Here is a 15,467-nt window from a genome sequence, read left to right as displayed (position 1 = left end):
GTTGCCGTTTGGCAACTCCGGCGATGAGTTTCGGGATGTGAATCAAACCCATGAGCACGTCCGGATCACGCCCGCCCTGATGGGGGCTACCTTGGTGGGGGCCCTCGGCGGCCTGCTGTTCGGATTCGATACGGCGGTGATTTCCGGCTGCCAGGACCAGTTGAAGGAGCTGATGGAACTGACGGCGGGGGAGCAGGGCTTCATGACGGCTTCCGCGCTGATCGGCGCGGCGATCGGATCGCTGGCCGCGGCGAAGCCGGGCGATCTCTTCGGCCGCCGCGACTGCCTGAAATGGACGGCGGCTTTCTATCTGCTGTGCGCGCTGGGATGTGCCTTCGCAACTGAGCTGTGGATGATCGTGGCGGCGCGGATCCTCGGGGGGATCGCGGTGGGGGCTTCCTCGGTGCTCGGGCCGATGTATCTGGCGGAGATCGCGCCGGCCTCATGGCGCGGTCGTTTGGTGGCGTGCTTCCAAGTGAACATCGTGCTCGGGGTGCTGATCGCTTATTTCTCCAACTATCTCATCGGCGGGATGGGACTCGGGGATCACGAGTGGCGGTGGAAGCTGGGAGTGCAGGCGCTGCCTGCGGCGGCTTTCCTGATCACCTTGTTCTTCATCCCGCGCAGCCCGCGCTGGCTGGCGATGAAGGGGCTGGACGCGGAAGCGCGCGAGACGCTCGGCAAGCTCGGGGTCAGCGGCATTGAACAGCAGCTCGCGAGCATCAAGAGGTCGCTTGATTCGGGACGGTCCGCCGGTGGCAGCGTGCCGTTGTTCTCGAAGGCATTTCGCAGGCCGGTATTCCTTGCGATTGCGATCGCGCTCTTCAACCAGCTCGGCGGGATCAACGCGCTGTGGTACTACGCCGACACGATCTTCGCGATGGCCGGCTTCAGCAAGGAGTCGAGCGCCTTGCAGGCGGTGGGACTGGGCGCGGCGAACATCATCGCAACCTTGTTCGGCATGGCGATCATCGATAAGGTGGGACGCAAACCGTTGCTGATGTGGGGTACGGCAGGCTGTGGCCTGGCGCTTGCGGGCGTCGCATGGATCTTCACGAGCGGTGCGAGTCCGGGATTGCTGGTATGGTTGTTCGGCCTCTTCGTGATCTGCCATGCCTTCGGCCAAGGAGCGGTGATCTGGGTCTTCATCAGCGAGATCTTCCCGACCGCCGTGCGGAGCAAGGGGCAGACGCTCGGCAGCTTCACGCACTGGTTCATGGCCATGATCGTATCGTGGGCTTTCCCGCTGGTGGCGAAGGATGTGGGAGCCCCCTTCGCCGGGCTGCCCTTCGGCATCTTCGCCGCGATGATGGTGTTGCAGTTGTTCGTGGTGGGGATGCTCTTCCCCGAGACCAAACAGATCGCCCTTGAAGACATCGATGAACGAATCCATGGCAGCCACTGAGACCCCAGCAGGGACGCAGACCTTCGAGGCGAAGATCGTGCCGGGGCATCAGGTTGCCTCCGGAAGGAACCTCGACCCGCGTTTCCCCGGAGGCACGATCCGGATGCAGATTCCCCACTTCAGGGAACTCGGAGTCGATCTATCCTCCTACCATCCGGGAACGATCAACGTCAGCATCGCGCCGCTGCGCTACGAAGTGATCGCGCCGCGGTGGACGCTGCGGGCGGTGAAGTGGCATCCGACCGAACCGGTGGAGGACTTCTCTTTCTTCGACGTGGAAGTGCTGGTTAAGGACGAGGTGGTGGGGAAGGGACTGATCTACCATCCGCACCCCGACACCAAGCCGGAACACTTCCAACGCGCGGACGTGCTCGAACTGCTGCTGCCCTTCATCGAGGGGCTCGAGTACGGAGCGGTGCTGCAACTGCGGACCGACAAGAGCCAGATCCTGATCTCCTGAGCCGACGATGAACTTCCACCTCACTCCACCGATGCGACCCTTGTGCGTGGCCAGCCTGCTGGCCGGTCTGGCTGCGGCATCGGATGCCGCTGAGTGGAATGCGGGGGACGGGGATTTCGGGAGTGCGGTGAACTGGGCGGAAGCTTCGGTGCCGAGCGGTGGCGCGACCGCGGTGAACATTGCCAACGGAGGCAGTGCTTCGATCGATCCGGCCGGATCTTACACGATCGGTGCTTTGATGCTCGGGAATCATTCCGGGGAAGGAAGTATCGTGCAGTCAGGTGGCTGCCTGAATGCACGCCGCATTATTATCGGTGGCGACGATAGCAGCGGCGGCAGCGGGGTGGGGACGTATTCGATCCATGAAGGCACCCTGCGCTCGGTAGCGGATGAAATTTGGATCGGATCGAAGGGCGGGCAGGGGAGTTTGGACCTCGGCGGAAGCTCGCTGGTGAGCAGCGCGAGCTGGGTAGTCGTTGGACGCGATGGTGCGAGTGGCGAGCTGCTTCTCTCCGGATCCGCGCAGCTCGAGGTGCTATCAGGAAACCTTCCGGTGGGATGCAATTCCAGCGGGCATACCTCGATCATGGAGGTGGGTGATTCCGCACGGGTGAATGCCGCGAACGAGATCTGGATCGGGTGGCTGGGCGACAACAGCAACCACGGGGTGCTGAATCTATCCGGGCATGCAAGCGTGAGCACCGGCAGCGGTCTCGTCGTCGGTCGCAGCGGTGCGAGCGGCAGAGCGGAGCTTGCGGAAGATTCATCCCTGGATGTGGGAGGGCATCTGGTGTGCGGGGCGGATCCCGGAAGCCTGGGTGAGATGATCATTCGCGATGAAGCGCACGTGCATGCGGGCAAGCAGGTGCTACTGGGCCTGGGCGGCGCGAGCGGGGTCATCACGGTGAACGGCGGATGTCTTACCGGGCATGCGACACCGGGCGATGATGCGAGCGGTGCGGGAATCTCCTTCCGTGGCAATGGTGTGCTGAGCGTGAAAGGAGGAAAGGTATCCACGCCGGGTTTCAGCAAGACCGCGGGGAGTGCGCGGGTGATCGTCAGCGGCGGCACGGTGCGCGCGACCGGGACTACAAGCGGCGGCGGTTTCTTTGCCGGTTTCTCGGATGACGATCTGTGGATCGGCTCGGGCGGAATGACCTTCGACACCAAGGCGCTGACGATCGAGATCGAACAAAACCTGCGGGGGGAAGGGAAGCTGGGAAAGCGAGGTACGGGAAGCCTAGTAATCAAAGGCAGTGACGGACACGCAGGCGACACCGAGATCAGCCAAGGTCGCCTGACCCTGCTGGCACCGCTGCTGAGCGATGCACAGCGGGTGCTGATCAGCGGGGTGGGAAGCCGGCTCCAACTGACCCACGCTCAGGTGGATCGCGTGGCGAAGCTGGTGATCGACGGTGTAGCGCAGCCCGCCGGGCGTTACGAGGCGCCGGGCAATCCGGGCGGCGGCACGGAGATCGCACAGATCGAAGGCACGGGGGCGCTGGAGGTGCGCTTCGGACCGGGTGACTTGAGTTTTGCAGACTGGATCGCCGGACATGAACCGGCCAGCGGGTTCGATGCGGACACGGATGGCGACGGGATCGGCAATGGCGTGGAGCAAGTCTTCGGCAGCGATCCCAACGCAAGCACCGCGCTGCCACCGCTCGAATGGCAGGAGGATGGAGTCGCGCTGATGGTGCATCCGCTGGCTGCGACGGTGGCCGCCGATGTGGCTTACCACTACGAGTGGAGCCGCGATCTCGGGAGCTGGCAACGTGATGGCGAGGCAGATGCCACGGGAATGCGGGTGGACATCACCAGTTCACCGGTCGCCGGGGGAATCGAAGTCCGATACGAGGTCAGCTCGGGAAGCTCGCAGAAGCTCTTCGGCCGGGTGGTGGCGCGCCAAGTTTCCGATCACTGATCCCAAATCCCGAAAGCTCTTTAATCAACAAGCCGTCTTCATGAATCCCAGCTTACTCCTCACACCCATGACGCTCCGACTCGCTCTCATCAGCCCCTTACTGCTTGGCTCCGCACTGGCCGCCGAGGACATCCTGATCGCGGACTTCGAGGGCGCGAGCTATGCGCCGTGGCAGGCGAGCGGCACGGCCTTCAATGCGGGGCCGGCACGAGGCAGCAGCTTGGGGCCGCTTGAGATCTCGAATGCGGTGGGAGGAGGAGTAGCCTGCAGCGAGAACTTCAATGCGGGCGGCGGGACCGGGAACGATGGTCCGCAGGGGAAGCTGCTTTCACCCGCTTTCACCATCGAGCGGAAGTACATCGCCTACCGGATCGGCGGGGGCGACTACGAGCGCCATGCCTGCATGAACCTGCTGGTGGACGGGAAGATCGTGAAGAGCGCGACAGGCCGGAACTCGGATGCGCTGTATGCGGCGAGCTGGGATGTCTCGGCATGGTCGGGGAAGCAGGCGCAGATCGATATCGTGGATGAGGCGAGCGGCGGCTGGGGGCATATCCTGGTGGACCATCTGGTGCAGACGGATGCGCCGCCGGTGCTGCCGGTGGTGACGACGCCGGTCTACCAGGAGGCGGCGCGACCGCTGTATCACTTCACCGCGCGGCAATGGACGATGGATCGGCTGAATCCAGGGATGCGCCAGGAGGGATGGCTCAACGACCTGAACGGGATGATCTACTACAAGGGCGAGTATCACATGTTCGCCCAACGCTGGAACAAGTGCTGGATCCACGCGGTGAGCAAGGATCTGGTGCACTGGGAGGAACTGCAACCGGCCTTCTGGGAAGAGGCGCTCGATACCGGGGTGCAATCGGGCTCCTGCGTGATCGACGTGAACAATAGCTCGGGACTGGGCCAAGCGGGTGGCGAGCCGCCGATGGTTGCGTTCTGGTCGCGCAACGACAACAAGTCGCACTGCATTTCCTACAGCTTGGACCGCGGGCGGACCTGGCAGCACTACGCGAACAACCCGGTCTTCGTCTTTCCGGAGCGCGATCCGAAGGTCTTCTGGCACGCGGCCTCCAACAAGTGGGTGATGGTGATGTACGGGAGCGACAAATATCACATCTTCACCTCGACGAACCTGCTGACCTGGAACAACGAGAACAATCCGATCCCGAACGCCTTCGAGTGCCCGGACTTCTTCGAGCTGGCGGTCGAGGGATCACCCGGGACAAAGAAGTGGGTGCTAGTGTATGCGGACGGGCGCTACTCGATCGGTAACTTCAACGGCACGAAGTTCACGGAGGAGCAGCCGCGGCAGTTGGGCGATATCGGCGGCGTGGCCTTCTATGCGACGCAGAGCTTTGACAACGTGGATACGGGTGACGGCCGGCGGATCCAGGTGGCGTGGATGCGTGAATCAAACTTCGCCGGGCAGCCTTTCAGCCAGCAGGTGACCTTTCCCTGTGAGCTGAAGTTGAAGAGCACGCCGGCGGGCCTGAGGATGTTCCGTCAACCGGTGCGGGAGATCACGAAGCTGGCGGGTGAAGTGAAGAGCTGGCCCTGTGAGACCTATACGGCGAACCGGTCGATTACGGTATCGGAGTCGGGGGAGGCATTCCGGATCGAGGCGGAGGTGGAGATTCCGCAGGGCTCGACGGTGCTGATCAACGTGCGGGGCATGGAGCTGCGCCTGCAGAAGAACAGCCTGCGGGTGGGGGATAGCTTCGGCAGCATCCCGGATGATGTGAAGAAGGTGGAGATCCTGGTGGACCGGGCCTCGGTGGAGGCTTTCGTGAACGAAGGGCAGATCTCCTGCACAAAGGTGCTCCGGCCGAATGCGCCGGGGATCACGCTGAAGGTGCAGGGCGGCGAGGCGACGGTGCACTCGCTGAAGCGAACGGCGCTGAAGGGGATGTGGTAGGGTGATTTGCCAGCTCCGGGGCGAGGGGGGGCATCCCGGAGTGGCAGGGGATTCGGCTGGAACAACAAGGTCGCGCCGCGGCGCTGGCCCAAGAAAACCAAGCATCCACCGCCGAGACCCTGCTGGCCTTGGATGCATGGAACCGGGATGAGATCCGCGCCGAGGAGTGCCAGGAGATCACGGCGCGAACCACTGCCCTGCTGAGGGAGGGGGACGCGGTCGCTGCCCTTAAGTGTTATGAACAGGACCCGACCCCTCCGGCCATGTTCGGCGGGGATGCCACGCTGAGACAAGCCTTTGAACGACATCTGGATCCCGGCCAGCAGGAGGAATTCCGGAAGATGACGGGCGAGGTGGCCAAGGCTGAAGTGCTGAAGAAGGTCAGCGGTGGAGGATATCTCCAAAGCGATGAGCAAGCGGCTGAAGATCACGCGCCTGAGGAGCGAGGAGTAGAAGGAGGTGCTCCTGCCATCCCGATAGAGAGGTCCGAGGCCCCGGGTGCGGGATCAAGAGGGAGTGGTCGGACCTTGCCAGAGGCCGTCGGCACGGCGTAGTAATTGCCGCCCCGATCACGAAAGAGGTTTCCAAGCTCTGATCTGCCGGAAGCGGCGGGTGTGATCGGCGCAAGTCATTGAAGGGCCTGTAGCTCAGTGGTTAGAGCAGGGGACTCATAATCCTTTGGTCGTGGGTTCAAACCCCACCGGGCCTACCTTCTTAAGATGAGAGGGTTGTGAAAGTTGGAGGCTAACAGAAATTCCGTTCGGTGGCCAAAGGGGTTTCGGTGACTGACTTGATCGCCGTTCGCTGGGTGGGATATAAATGGGCCCATGCCATTACATTCCCCCCGTCATTCGGACGCCGTGCTCCTCGATATGGTCGAGCACATCCTCTACGCATTCAATCAAGCCTCCGCCGTCTTTGTGTGGGCTCAGGCGAAGGAAGAGAACCCCCTCGCAGTTCGGGGCCTAGGAAAGCACTGGCCGGTGATTCACAATGCGTCCCTTGAATCTACGCTGATCAATATGCGGGCGCTGAATGAGTTCTTCCGAGCGCCGGGGGTGGGAAAACCACCTATGAATGATGATGTTCGGGCCAGCGATTACCCCAACTACATCACTCAGGGATCCTTCCTCACCACCGACAACGAGAAAACGATCAACAAGCATTTAGCACACATCTCTGTCCGAAGGGCGGAGGTAAAACCTGAATGGCTGATCAGGACGCTGATCGATTCCGCCTTTGAGCGCATGGTGCACTTCCTCGGATATTTGCTGAGAGACTTCCCGCCACTGCATGCGCATCATCCTCAGTTTATGAAGGTCGTTGAGATCCGGGACGCGCTGCGCGAATACACGCCAATCGGGCGCATCTACACCTCGATTCTAGGCAAAAAATAAGCCTCGCCCGGATCTCTCCAAGCGGGGCTGTTTCATGCTGGGATCGTGGGTCTCCTCCGCCTCGCCCGCCGGAGCAAAAGGGCGGACCATGGGAGGGCCACGGCGAGCAGGAGGAGCCAGTGGGGGATGTAGATCACCCAACCTTTTTTGCCATTCTGATTCAGAGCCCATATCAATTTTTCGCGGGCGGTCTGGGGCGACAGTAAATGCTCTTCCCATTCGGCAGGTGACGGGATTTTGGTATCGCCCCGCTTGAAGAGAGGAGCAGGGAAGAGGTCAGTGCGTGTCGACCTGCCGACTGGATCCCGCCGGAGTCGGATTGCGAGTGGAAGTCGGTCCGGGTTTCCCGAGATCGAGGCAGAGGATCTATCGTGATATAGCGACCACGAGTCCTTCTCCACGAACGAGACATAGGATTCCGAATCCCTCCACGCCCAGCAGACGAACCCCATCACAAGGATGCCGGACCAGAAGATGATGGAGCGATGCAGGGCGAGCTTCACGGGAAAGACATCACAGCACATGGGAAAAAAGAAAAGCCCCGGCACCATCAGCACCGGGTCTGCCATCATTGAGTCGGCCCAATCTTCACTGGCCATTATTCGCCGTGCCACGTTCGCCGGTGCGGCTTGTTGCCACCTTGATAGGAGCCGCCGTCGTCAGTTCTAACGTAGAACTGGCAGTCCTTGTGGTGATCGGAATGCACCTGCAGCCACCTGTCATAGATCTTCCCTATCCTGCAGCCACCCGTAGCAGTCCGGGCCGGAGGGCGCCGGATGGGTGGGGGCTCGCCCATGGCGGCATGAAAGGAGAATCCTGTGGAGGATAGAACTCAGAGTCAGCAAACTTGAGTTCGTTCTAATCCTCAACAGGGCGTCCTAAAGGAGCCTAAGGGACCTTGTGTAACAGCCCCCGGTGCCGATGGCTCAAGGGAGAATACCAAGACCGCGGGCCTAGACAACAAAAAGCCCGCCGGTTTCCCAGCGGGGCGGAGGTGGCTTCAGCCCGCCTTCATCAACCTGCGGCGGGCGAACTCTTTCCGGCTCCGGTCTCGTGCTGATTTTCGGCAGGGGAGTCAGGTGCAGTGAAGCAAACTTCCGGGAAGATTGCTTGCCGATGAATCGAAGGTGCCCATGCTCAACCCTTATGTCCGGACCGCTGTTCTTGGTAGTAGATGCCCGTGAGCTCTCGGATCGCCTGAGCAGCACGGCGCCCCCGGTGCTGGTCGACGTGAGGCTCGATACGGACTGCGAGTGTAGCCGGATCCCGGGAGCGGTGAACAACTGCGTTTTCGAGGTGGCCTTTCTCGACCGCATGGCGGAGATCGCTCCGGATCGGGCGCGTCCTGTCTGCGTGTATGGTGCGGATGACGGGAGCTTGGAAAGCCGGATGGCGGCGGAGAAACTCTCCCGTGCGGGATGGAGCGATGTGCTCGATTTCCGCGAGGGGCTCAGCGGATGGCGGGCGGCAGGCTACGAGGTGGAGGAGCGATCCGCTCAGGCCGCCCATCCCCCGATTCCGAGTGGATCACACGCTCTGGATCTCAACGAAAGCCGTGTGCTATGGACGGGGCGCAATCTCCTGAACCGCCACGACGGCAGCATCCCGATCAAGTCCGGGGAGCTGAAGATCGAAGCAGGGCGCTTGGTCGGCGGCGAGTTCACCTTGGACATGCGCGGGATCACCTGCACCGACTTGAACGGGGACAAGCTGCACGATGTCTTGATCGACCACTTGCATAGCGACGACTTCTTCGACGTGGAGTTCTATCCGGAGGCCCGATTCGTGATCACGCAGGCCTCGCCTCAAAATGGTGCTTCGCCCGGTTCACCCAACCTGAAGGTCGCAGGTGAACTCACCCTGAAGGGGATCACCCAGCCGGTGGAATTCGCCGCCTGCGCGGGAGTGACAAGCGAGGGCAAGCTGGCGGCGCAGGCGAGCTTCTCGATCGATAGGACCAGGTGGAATGTCTTCTATGGTTCCGGGAAGTTCTTCCGGAATCTCGGCGGTCACCTGGTGAACGACCTGATCGACCTGAACCTGAGGATCGTCGCGGAGTAAGACTCAGATCCCGGCGAGCAGAAGGGCTCCCTTGATGCCAGCCTGCTGGCCCAAGAGCGGGGCCACGACATAGGGGGTGGCCTCAAGCGGCGCGAAGTATCCGGCGGCGATCGAATGGAGAAGCTGCTCGGTGTGTTGGTGGAAATTCTCTGCCTGGGAGACGCCTCCGCCGACGATCACCCGCGAGGGTGAAGCGATGCCGAGAAGGGAGAGGATGCCGTGGGCAATGTACCAGGTCTCCATGGCCCAAGCCGGGTGATCGGCGGGGAGATCGGCGGCGGCAAGTCCCCAGCGCTTGGCGATGGAGGGGCCGCTGGCGAGGCCTTCCAAGCAATCGCCGTGGAAGGAGCAGACGCCCTCGAAGCTGTCCTTCGGGGCCCGCGGAACCTTGATGTGACCGAACTCGGAATGGAGGGCGCCATGAATGAGGCGACCGCCGGAGAGGATACCGGCGCCGATGCCAGTGCCGATGGTGATGTAGGCGATATCGTCCAGCCCACGCGCGGCACCCAAGCGTGCTTCCGCAAGGGCTGCGGCGTTCACATCGGTCTCCAAGGTCAGGCGAGCCTGCGGGAATGCCGCCTGCAGGGTTCCGATGATGGAGAAATCGGCCCAACCGGGCTTGGGCGTGGCGAGTAGCTTGCCGTAGGAGTCGCGTCCACGGACGACGCCTACCGGACCGAAGGCGGCAATTCCGATGGACTCGGGCGTGCCACGCTCGGCGATCCATGAGATCGCCTGTTGAAAGGTTTCTGCCGGGCTGCTGGTCGGGAAACGCCATTCCTCATGGACCTGGCCCTCTGCCGTGCCGATGGCGACGACGGTCTTGCTTCCCCCGAGTTCAATGCCCGCGATCATGGGCACCGTCCTAGCGGACGGCTGCGGCTGCGGCTAGCGCCTCGCGAGTCAGGCGGGTGATTTCCTGCCAGTGTCCCCCGTTTACAAGTTGCTTGTCGACCATCCAGGAACCACCGATGGCGGCCACCACGGGAACCTTGAGGTAGTCGGCGAGGTTGGAGCTCGTGACGCCGCCGGTGGGAATGAATTTCACACCGGTGTGGCCGTAGGGCCCGGCCAAAGACTTGAGCATGGCGGTGCCGCCTGCGGCTTCCGCGGGGAAGAACTTCAGCAGCTTGCAGCCGAGGGACAAGGCCGCCTCCACCTCGCTCGGGCTCATCACTCCCGGAGAGAATTGGAGGCCGAGATCGGCGGCTTTCCGCACGGTGCGAGGATTCAGGCCTGGCGCGAGGCCGAACACGGCCCCGGCCTCCTTGGCGCGCGATACCTGGTCGTCATCCAAGAGAGTGCCGGCCCCGAGAAGAATCTCGGGAAAGCGGGCTGCAATCCGGCGGATGGATTCCTCCGCCGCTGCCGTGCGGAAGGTGATCTCCATGATGTCGAGACCGCCTTCCAGGAGAGCTTCTGCCAAGGGTTCTGCCGACTCGGGGCTGTCGAGAACCACGACGGGCACGATGCGTTTCGCGAGGATGCGTTCGATCATCAGGAGGGAAGTCTGGGTATAAGAAGAAGCTGGCCAAGAGGCCTTTGTGCCAGCCGGGCGGGTTTCCCGCTATCACTGGAAACCCGTCGGGGAGAGGTCTAACATCAGGGCTTCAGCTCCAGGATCTCGATGTTCTTGAACTCCACCGGGTGGCTCTCGGACTGGAGGCTGATGTAGCCTTCGGTGAGGTCCTCGCTACCGGAGGCTTCGATCAGGGGCTTCGCATTGCCATCGCCGGAATCGAGCTTCAGGTCGGTGTATTCCATCACAACCTTGCCGTCGATGAGTTGCTTCACGAGCTTGCCGCCGCGGACTTCGGCCTCGGCCTTCACCCAGACGTCGAGCGGGCGGGTGGGTTCCTTGCAGGAATTGCAGTGGGTCTTGTTCACCTTGCCATCCAGCGTGATGTAGGTGCCGGGCGTGCAGAGATTGCCGGTGCTCTTCACGCCATTGCCCGCGCCGAGGAGCTGGAACTCCAGGGAGCAGGGGAAGTCCTGGTCCTTGCCCATGGTTTCCGGGGCTTGGGAGTGCAGCATGATGCCGGAGTTCTGTTTGGCCCAGCCGGGTCCGCCTTTCACTTGCTCGCCGGTGAAGCGGTATTCAAGGCGGATGCGGTAGTTCGAGAGCTTGGACTTGTAGTAGAGGTGGCCATAGGCTTCGCCCCACTCGGGGTAGTTGGTGTAGTCCACCTTGATCGCACCGTCGGCGACGGTGAAGGTCTTCTTCGGGTCCTCACCGAGCGCGAAGCCGCGGATCTTCGGGGTCCAGCCGTCGAGGTCCTTGCCATTGAAAATGGAGGTCCATTTCTCTTCCTCGGCCGAGGCGCAGGAGATGAAGAGGGCGGCGATGGCGGCGGTTCGGAAGAACGATTTCATGGTTGGAGAGTGATAACGGAAGTAGGCAGCATTTGTTGCACTCTCAATCGGGTGGGCAAGGCCGATCCGGGCATTGTCCGATTTGCGAATCGATTTTACTGAATAAGCAAACCGGCCGCGGCGTTTACGCTTTGATGAACACCTTCCGTTCGATCGTCGGGGCCGTCGTGTTGACGGCCGGGGCCTGCTTCGCTGCCGAGCCGTCGCCGCTTCTGGAGGCACCTGCGGCCAAGCTGATCAGCCTGCAGACCGAGGGGCGGCAGGAGCAGGTGGTGATCGCGGCGATTCTCGAGGGCACGGTGAAGGACGGGCCCTTCGAGGCGACTCATGCACGACGGGTGATCGCCGTGCATCCGACTCCGGAGAACGGGAAGATGGTGCGGCGCATGTGCACCTACAACTTCCTGTGGAACGAAGCCTACGGCTGGTTCACCTACGAGAAGCGGGAGGAACGCGGGGGCGATGCCCTGTGGATCTGGAGCGAGCTGAGAGGCGAAGTGGTCGTGAGGTGACTCAGCGCATCGCGAGTTCCTCGCAGCCCTTCAGGTCGAGCTTGCCGGATGCGAGCACCGGGATCTCGGTGACGGGCACGATCGCCTTGGGGCACCAGAGAGAGGGGAAACCCGCGTCCATCAGCTTGTAGCGGAGGTCGATGCATTCCTGCTCCAGGGCGGGGCCGGCGATGGTGGAGAGGAGGATGATGGCTTCGCCCTTCTGGGAATCCGGGATGCCGACGATGGCGATCTTGCGCTCTGCCTCGGCATCGAGGCCAAGGGCTTTATTGACGGCGGCTTCGACTGTTTCGTGCGGGACCATCTCGCCGGCGATCTTCGAGAAGCGGGAGATGCGGCCTTCGATGTAGAGGAAGCCGTCGTCATCGATGCGGCCGACGTCGCCGGTGCGGAACCAGCCGTCGTTGGTCAGGACCTCGGCGGACTTCTTGGCGTTGTTCAGGTAGCCGGGGAAGATGTTCGCCCCCTTGAGCCAGATGACGCCCTGCTTGTCTCCGGGCACCGGCTTCTCAGTGGCGGGATCGGTCATGCGGAAGGCGATGCCGGGGAGCAGGTGGCCCACCGAACCACGACGGGAGGAGGGAATCACGGTGGTGTCTGCCGGGGCGGGGAACTCCGGCAGGTTCACGTTGGTGGCCGGGGAGGTTTCGGTCAGGCCGTAGCCCTCCTGCGGCGGGATGCCGAAGCGGTCTTGGAAGGATTCTGCAAGGTTGTCCGGAAGCTTCTCGGCACCGGTCACGACGAGTTGGAGAGAGCGGAGCTGCTCAGGCTCCACGCGCTTCATATAGCCGCGCAGGAAGGTCGGGGTGGCGAGAAGGATATTGACGCCGCGCTGGGCGATGAGTTCGCCCAAGCGTTTGGTTTCCAAAGGGTTGGGGTAAGTGACGAGGTCAATGCCCTCGATGATTGGATACCAAAGGGTTACCGTGCAGCCGAAGGAATGGAAGAGGGGCAGGCAGCCGAGGATGGCGGCGCCGCGGTCAAGGTCGAGGCGGGTGCCGAACTGGCAGACGTTGCCAAGGACGTTGCGGTGGGTGAGGGGGACGCCCTTCGGCTCGCCGGAGGAGCCGGAGGTGAAGAGGAGGATCGCCTCGTCGCGATCGCGCTTCTTGCCGATCCGGAACATGGTCGCCAGCGCGGAGGCCGGGAGCAGCTTGCCGAGGATGGTCCAAGTGATGATTTTCTTCTTCAGGGAGGGCAGGACGCGCTCGATGAAGATCAGGTCGCGGTTCGGCGGCCAAGGGAAGGAGGCGACCTTGCGGACGAAGGGATCGGCGGTGATGTAGCGGTCGAGCCCGGACTGGCGCATGGCCGAGCGGATGGCCTCGTGACCGGCGGTGAAATTGAAGTTCACCGGGGTTTTACCGGCGAAAAGGGCGGCAAGGTTGGCAATCAGGCCGGCCTTGCCCGGGGGCAGGATGATGCCGATGCGCTCGTTGTCGGTGGACTCGCGGAGGTATTTCGAGAAGACAAGGGCGGCGCCGAGAATGCGGTCGAAGCCGATGGTGGAATCGTCCGAGCCGTCGTGGACCTTGTTGCCGCTGTGCTTTTTCAAGCCCTGAAGGAGGGCGGTGGCGAGGGAGGTCTTGAGGAGCGGGCGGCGGGAGAAGGATTCCTCGACCAGCTCCTGGAGTCGCTCGCGGTAGGCTGCCGGGCTGGCCTCGGCGGCGGGGATTTCCTTGGCGACGCCGATGACGGCGTGGGGCATGGAGCCGGGGCGCTCGATGCTGAGGCTGGCCTCGCGGGGGTAGTCGACCATGACCGGGAGGACCGGCAGGCCGAAGGAGCAAAGGGTGCGGAGCGTCTTGCCGGGGATGTGGCAGGGCATCGCGTTGCGGGCCGCGGACTTGCCTGGGACAAAAATGAGGACGCCTCCGGAAGCGAGAAGCGGCTTGAGTTCCTCTCCGGCAGCGGCTGGGGAGGGTTCGTCAGCGGAGAACAGGGCTCCGGAGCCGGATTTCTCGAGATGGGCCTGTACCGCCGGTTCGAGCTTGGAATGCTCCTCGATGAACCAAGTGATCTTCCGCCCGGTGAAGAGCTTCTCAATATGGGGTAACTCGTTAAGGCTGATACGGCCGGGGATGACGAGGCAACCGCTGGAAGGAAGGCGTTCGGCGTGAAGGATCTGAACGGGACTGGACATCGTGACGCAGGAAAGACGTAGAGAAAGAGACTTCGCTTGCGGGGTATTGAAGCGAATCGGGCGGGGCAGGCACGGATTTTTTGCCCCGGGGGCAGAAATGGTTCCCGGAGTGGCCAGAGTGCCGGGAAGGGCCTGCTAGCGCGGAAGGGTTTCGAGAAGGAGCTTCTTCAGCTTTTCCCAGCGGATGGGGGTGCCATTGAGGAAGCTCGATTGGGAGGCGACGACGGAGATGCTGCCGAAGCGCTCCGGGAACTCGTCACGGAGGGCGGAGGAGAGGCCGTAGTTGGGGTCGGAGACGACGGCAAACTTGAGATCGGGGGCGGCGATGCGCAGGGCATCGGTCCATTTGCGGACGAAGGCGGTCTCGACATCGCGCGAGGGGTCCTGGATGAACTCGACGGTGGCCATGTCGGGGCGGTTGTCGGCCCGGAGGGAGATGTGGATGGCGCTGTCTTCCTTGCGGAGTTCTTCCTCGATGCGCTGCTTGAGAATCTTGAAGTGCGCGTGGTGATGGCGCTCGTCGAGCTTGCGGCGCTGCTCTTCGGTGAGCTTCAGGCTGAAGCGGCTGAAGCGTTCGGGATCATCCGCGCGGCGGGAGAAGTCGACCAGCAGGCGGGTGATATCGCCGTGGGCGAGCAGGGTGCGCAGCTTGGTGGCAAAGGCTTGGGCGAGATTCAGCGAACCGGGTGACCATCCTTCCTGCGAGGTGACGACATCCTCATGGCCGCGGAACACTTCGCGGTGCCATTCGGGGATGGCACTGGTGGCGGGCTCACAAGACAGGATGAACATCGGAAGATGAAATAGCAGCGAATGGGGGGGCTGTCTAATGCGGGGTGATCGGAGTCTTGTCGGCAAGCGTTTCTTGTAGAGCGTCCGGCATGTGAGCGGTGGAATAGACGGAGATGATCCGGCAGCCCATCACATGGTTGTCGTCGCCATGGTTTGCGAGCAGGTGACGATGGATGTTCGATCCTTGAGGGAGAGAAGACGAACGCCAACGGCGATCAGGATGAGGCTTGCTAGACCTTTAGTCGGGGCCTCCTTGTGCTCCTTCAGAGCACGATTTCTTTTGCTGCGTGACCCAGGGTTGCGTCGCTGTGCTCCTTACCCTGGGCTTTCTCATTGTCGCCCCTGTGGGCATGCGCGTCAGGTTAAGGCTCCGGAGTTCCAGGTTTGATTGAAGTTCGCCCGTTTCCTTTTGTCGTAGCAGCAGTATTTGACCAGGGCTCGCAGCGTCCGGTGCTCATGCTCCGGGTCACCTG

The 15,467-nt window shown here is 62.5% G+C and carries 13 protein-coding genes and 1 tRNA gene; 9 read left to right on the top strand and 5 right to left on the bottom strand.

Annotated features, from left to right (window positions below; translation table 11 throughout):
• Positions 1-37: 37 nt before the first annotated feature.
• From OJ996_RS18495 to OJ996_RS18460, 8 genes are all read left to right on the top strand, one after another.
• The gene (locus tag OJ996_RS18495) at positions 38-1,405 is read left to right on the top strand and encodes a sugar porter family MFS transporter (RefSeq protein ID WP_264515134.1); all 1,368 of its coding nucleotides are present in this window, start codon (positions 38-40) and stop codon (positions 1,403-1,405) included.
• Positions 1,392-1,865 (top strand): hypothetical protein, encoded by a 474-nt coding sequence (locus OJ996_RS18490; RefSeq protein WP_264515133.1) that lies wholly within the window; start codon positions 1,392-1,394, stop codon positions 1,863-1,865. Before OJ996_RS18495 ends, OJ996_RS18490 begins: the two co-directional genes overlap by 14 nt.
• 31 nt (positions 1,866-1,896) lie before the next feature.
• Entirely contained in the window at positions 1,897-3,789 is a 1,893-nt protein-coding gene (locus OJ996_RS18485; RefSeq protein ID WP_264515132.1) for a thrombospondin type 3 repeat-containing protein, read from the top strand.
• 67 nt (positions 3,790-3,856) lie between these two features.
• The gene (locus OJ996_RS18480) at positions 3,857-5,713 is read left to right on the top strand and encodes a glycoside hydrolase family 32 protein (protein ID WP_264515131.1); all 1,857 of its coding nucleotides are present in this window, start codon (positions 3,857-3,859) and stop codon (positions 5,711-5,713) included.
• A 128-nt stretch (positions 5,714-5,841) separates the two neighbouring features.
• Positions 5,842-6,267, top strand: a complete 426-nt coding sequence (locus tag OJ996_RS18475; RefSeq protein WP_264515130.1) for a hypothetical protein — start codon at positions 5,842-5,844, stop codon at positions 6,265-6,267.
• An 82-nt stretch (positions 6,268-6,349) separates the two neighbouring features.
• Positions 6,350-6,422 (top strand) — tRNA-Ile (locus tag OJ996_RS18470).
• A gap of 151 nt (positions 6,423-6,573) precedes the next feature.
• On the top strand, positions 6,574-7,110 hold the full coding sequence (locus tag OJ996_RS18465; protein WP_264515129.1) for a hypothetical protein: 537 nt from the start codon (positions 6,574-6,576) through the stop codon (positions 7,108-7,110).
• 1,146 nt (positions 7,111-8,256) lie between these two features.
• Entirely contained in the window at positions 8,257-9,171 is a 915-nt protein-coding gene (locus tag OJ996_RS18460; RefSeq protein ID WP_264515128.1) for a YceI family protein, read from the top strand.
• A gap of 3 nt (positions 9,172-9,174) precedes the next feature.
• Here OJ996_RS18460 and OJ996_RS18455 read toward each other — a convergent pair whose 3' ends face one another.
• The 3 genes from OJ996_RS18455 to OJ996_RS18445 form a co-directional block, all read right to left on the bottom strand.
• Positions 9,175-10,029, bottom strand: coding sequence for an ROK family protein (locus OJ996_RS18455; protein WP_264515127.1), 855 nt, complete (start codon positions 10,027-10,029; stop codon positions 9,175-9,177).
• Between the two features lie 10 nt (positions 10,030-10,039).
• Positions 10,040-10,672 carry a bifunctional 4-hydroxy-2-oxoglutarate aldolase/2-dehydro-3-deoxy-phosphogluconate aldolase gene (gene eda, locus OJ996_RS18450; RefSeq protein WP_264515126.1) on the bottom strand — a complete coding sequence of 211 codons (633 nt, stop codon included), beginning with the start codon at positions 10,670-10,672 and terminating at the stop codon, positions 10,040-10,042.
• A 104-nt stretch (positions 10,673-10,776) separates the two neighbouring features.
• Positions 10,777-11,547: a 3-keto-disaccharide hydrolase gene (locus OJ996_RS18445; protein WP_264515125.1), complete on the bottom strand. Its 771-nt coding sequence runs from the start codon at positions 11,545-11,547 to the stop codon at positions 10,777-10,779.
• 134 nt (positions 11,548-11,681) lie between these two features.
• Between OJ996_RS18445 and OJ996_RS18440 the strand changes: the two genes are divergently transcribed.
• A complete protein-coding gene (locus OJ996_RS18440) occupies positions 11,682-12,059 on the top strand; it encodes a hypothetical protein (RefSeq protein ID WP_264515124.1) in 378 nt (125 codons plus the stop codon).
• Between the two features lies 1 nt (position 12,060).
• On the opposite strand, the gene OJ996_RS18435 is transcribed toward OJ996_RS18440, so the two are convergent.
• Positions 12,061-14,202 (bottom strand): AMP-binding protein, encoded by a 2,142-nt coding sequence (locus OJ996_RS18435; RefSeq protein WP_264515123.1) that lies wholly within the window; start codon positions 14,200-14,202, stop codon positions 12,061-12,063.
• A gap of 135 nt (positions 14,203-14,337) precedes the next feature.
• On the bottom strand, positions 14,338-14,994 hold the full coding sequence (locus tag OJ996_RS18430) for a hypothetical protein (RefSeq protein WP_264515122.1): 657 nt from the start codon (positions 14,992-14,994) through the stop codon (positions 14,338-14,340).
• Positions 14,995-15,467 lie beyond the last annotated feature (473 nt).

This window comes from Luteolibacter rhizosphaerae (genome assembly GCF_025950095.1).
GTDB lineage: Bacteria > Verrucomicrobiota > Verrucomicrobiia > Verrucomicrobiales > Akkermansiaceae > Haloferula > Haloferula rhizosphaerae.
The sequence above is the reverse complement of the archived record's forward strand: the minus strand, read 5'-3'. Positions and strand labels throughout refer to the sequence as shown.

Coding starts and splice junctions, on each gene's coding strand:
- OJ996_RS18445 (WP_264515125.1), bottom strand. CDS start 11,547: ATGAAATCGTTCTTCCGAACCGCCGCCATCGCCGCCCTCTTCATCTCC.
- eda (WP_264515126.1), bottom strand. CDS start 10,672: ATGATCGAACGCATCCTCGCGAAACGCATCGTGCCCGTCGTGGTTCTC.
- OJ996_RS18460 (WP_264515128.1), top strand. CDS start 8,257: ATGTCCGGACCGCTGTTCTTGGTAGTAGATGCCCGTGAGCTCTCGGAT.
- OJ996_RS18440 (WP_264515124.1), top strand. CDS start 11,682: ATGAACACCTTCCGTTCGATCGTCGGGGCCGTCGTGTTGACGGCCGGG.
- OJ996_RS18455 (WP_264515127.1), bottom strand. CDS start 10,029: ATGATCGCGGGCATTGAACTCGGGGGAAGCAAGACCGTCGTCGCCATC.
- OJ996_RS18485 (WP_264515132.1), top strand. CDS start 1,897: ATGCGACCCTTGTGCGTGGCCAGCCTGCTGGCCGGTCTGGCTGCGGCA.
- OJ996_RS18490 (WP_264515133.1), top strand. CDS start 1,392: ATGGCAGCCACTGAGACCCCAGCAGGGACGCAGACCTTCGAGGCGAAG.
- OJ996_RS18430 (WP_264515122.1), bottom strand. CDS start 14,994: ATGTTCATCCTGTCTTGTGAGCCCGCCACCAGTGCCATCCCCGAATGG.
- OJ996_RS18435 (WP_264515123.1), bottom strand. CDS start 14,202: ATGTCCAGTCCCGTTCAGATCCTTCACGCCGAACGCCTTCCTTCCAGC.
- OJ996_RS18480 (WP_264515131.1), top strand. CDS start 3,857: ATGACGCTCCGACTCGCTCTCATCAGCCCCTTACTGCTTGGCTCCGCA.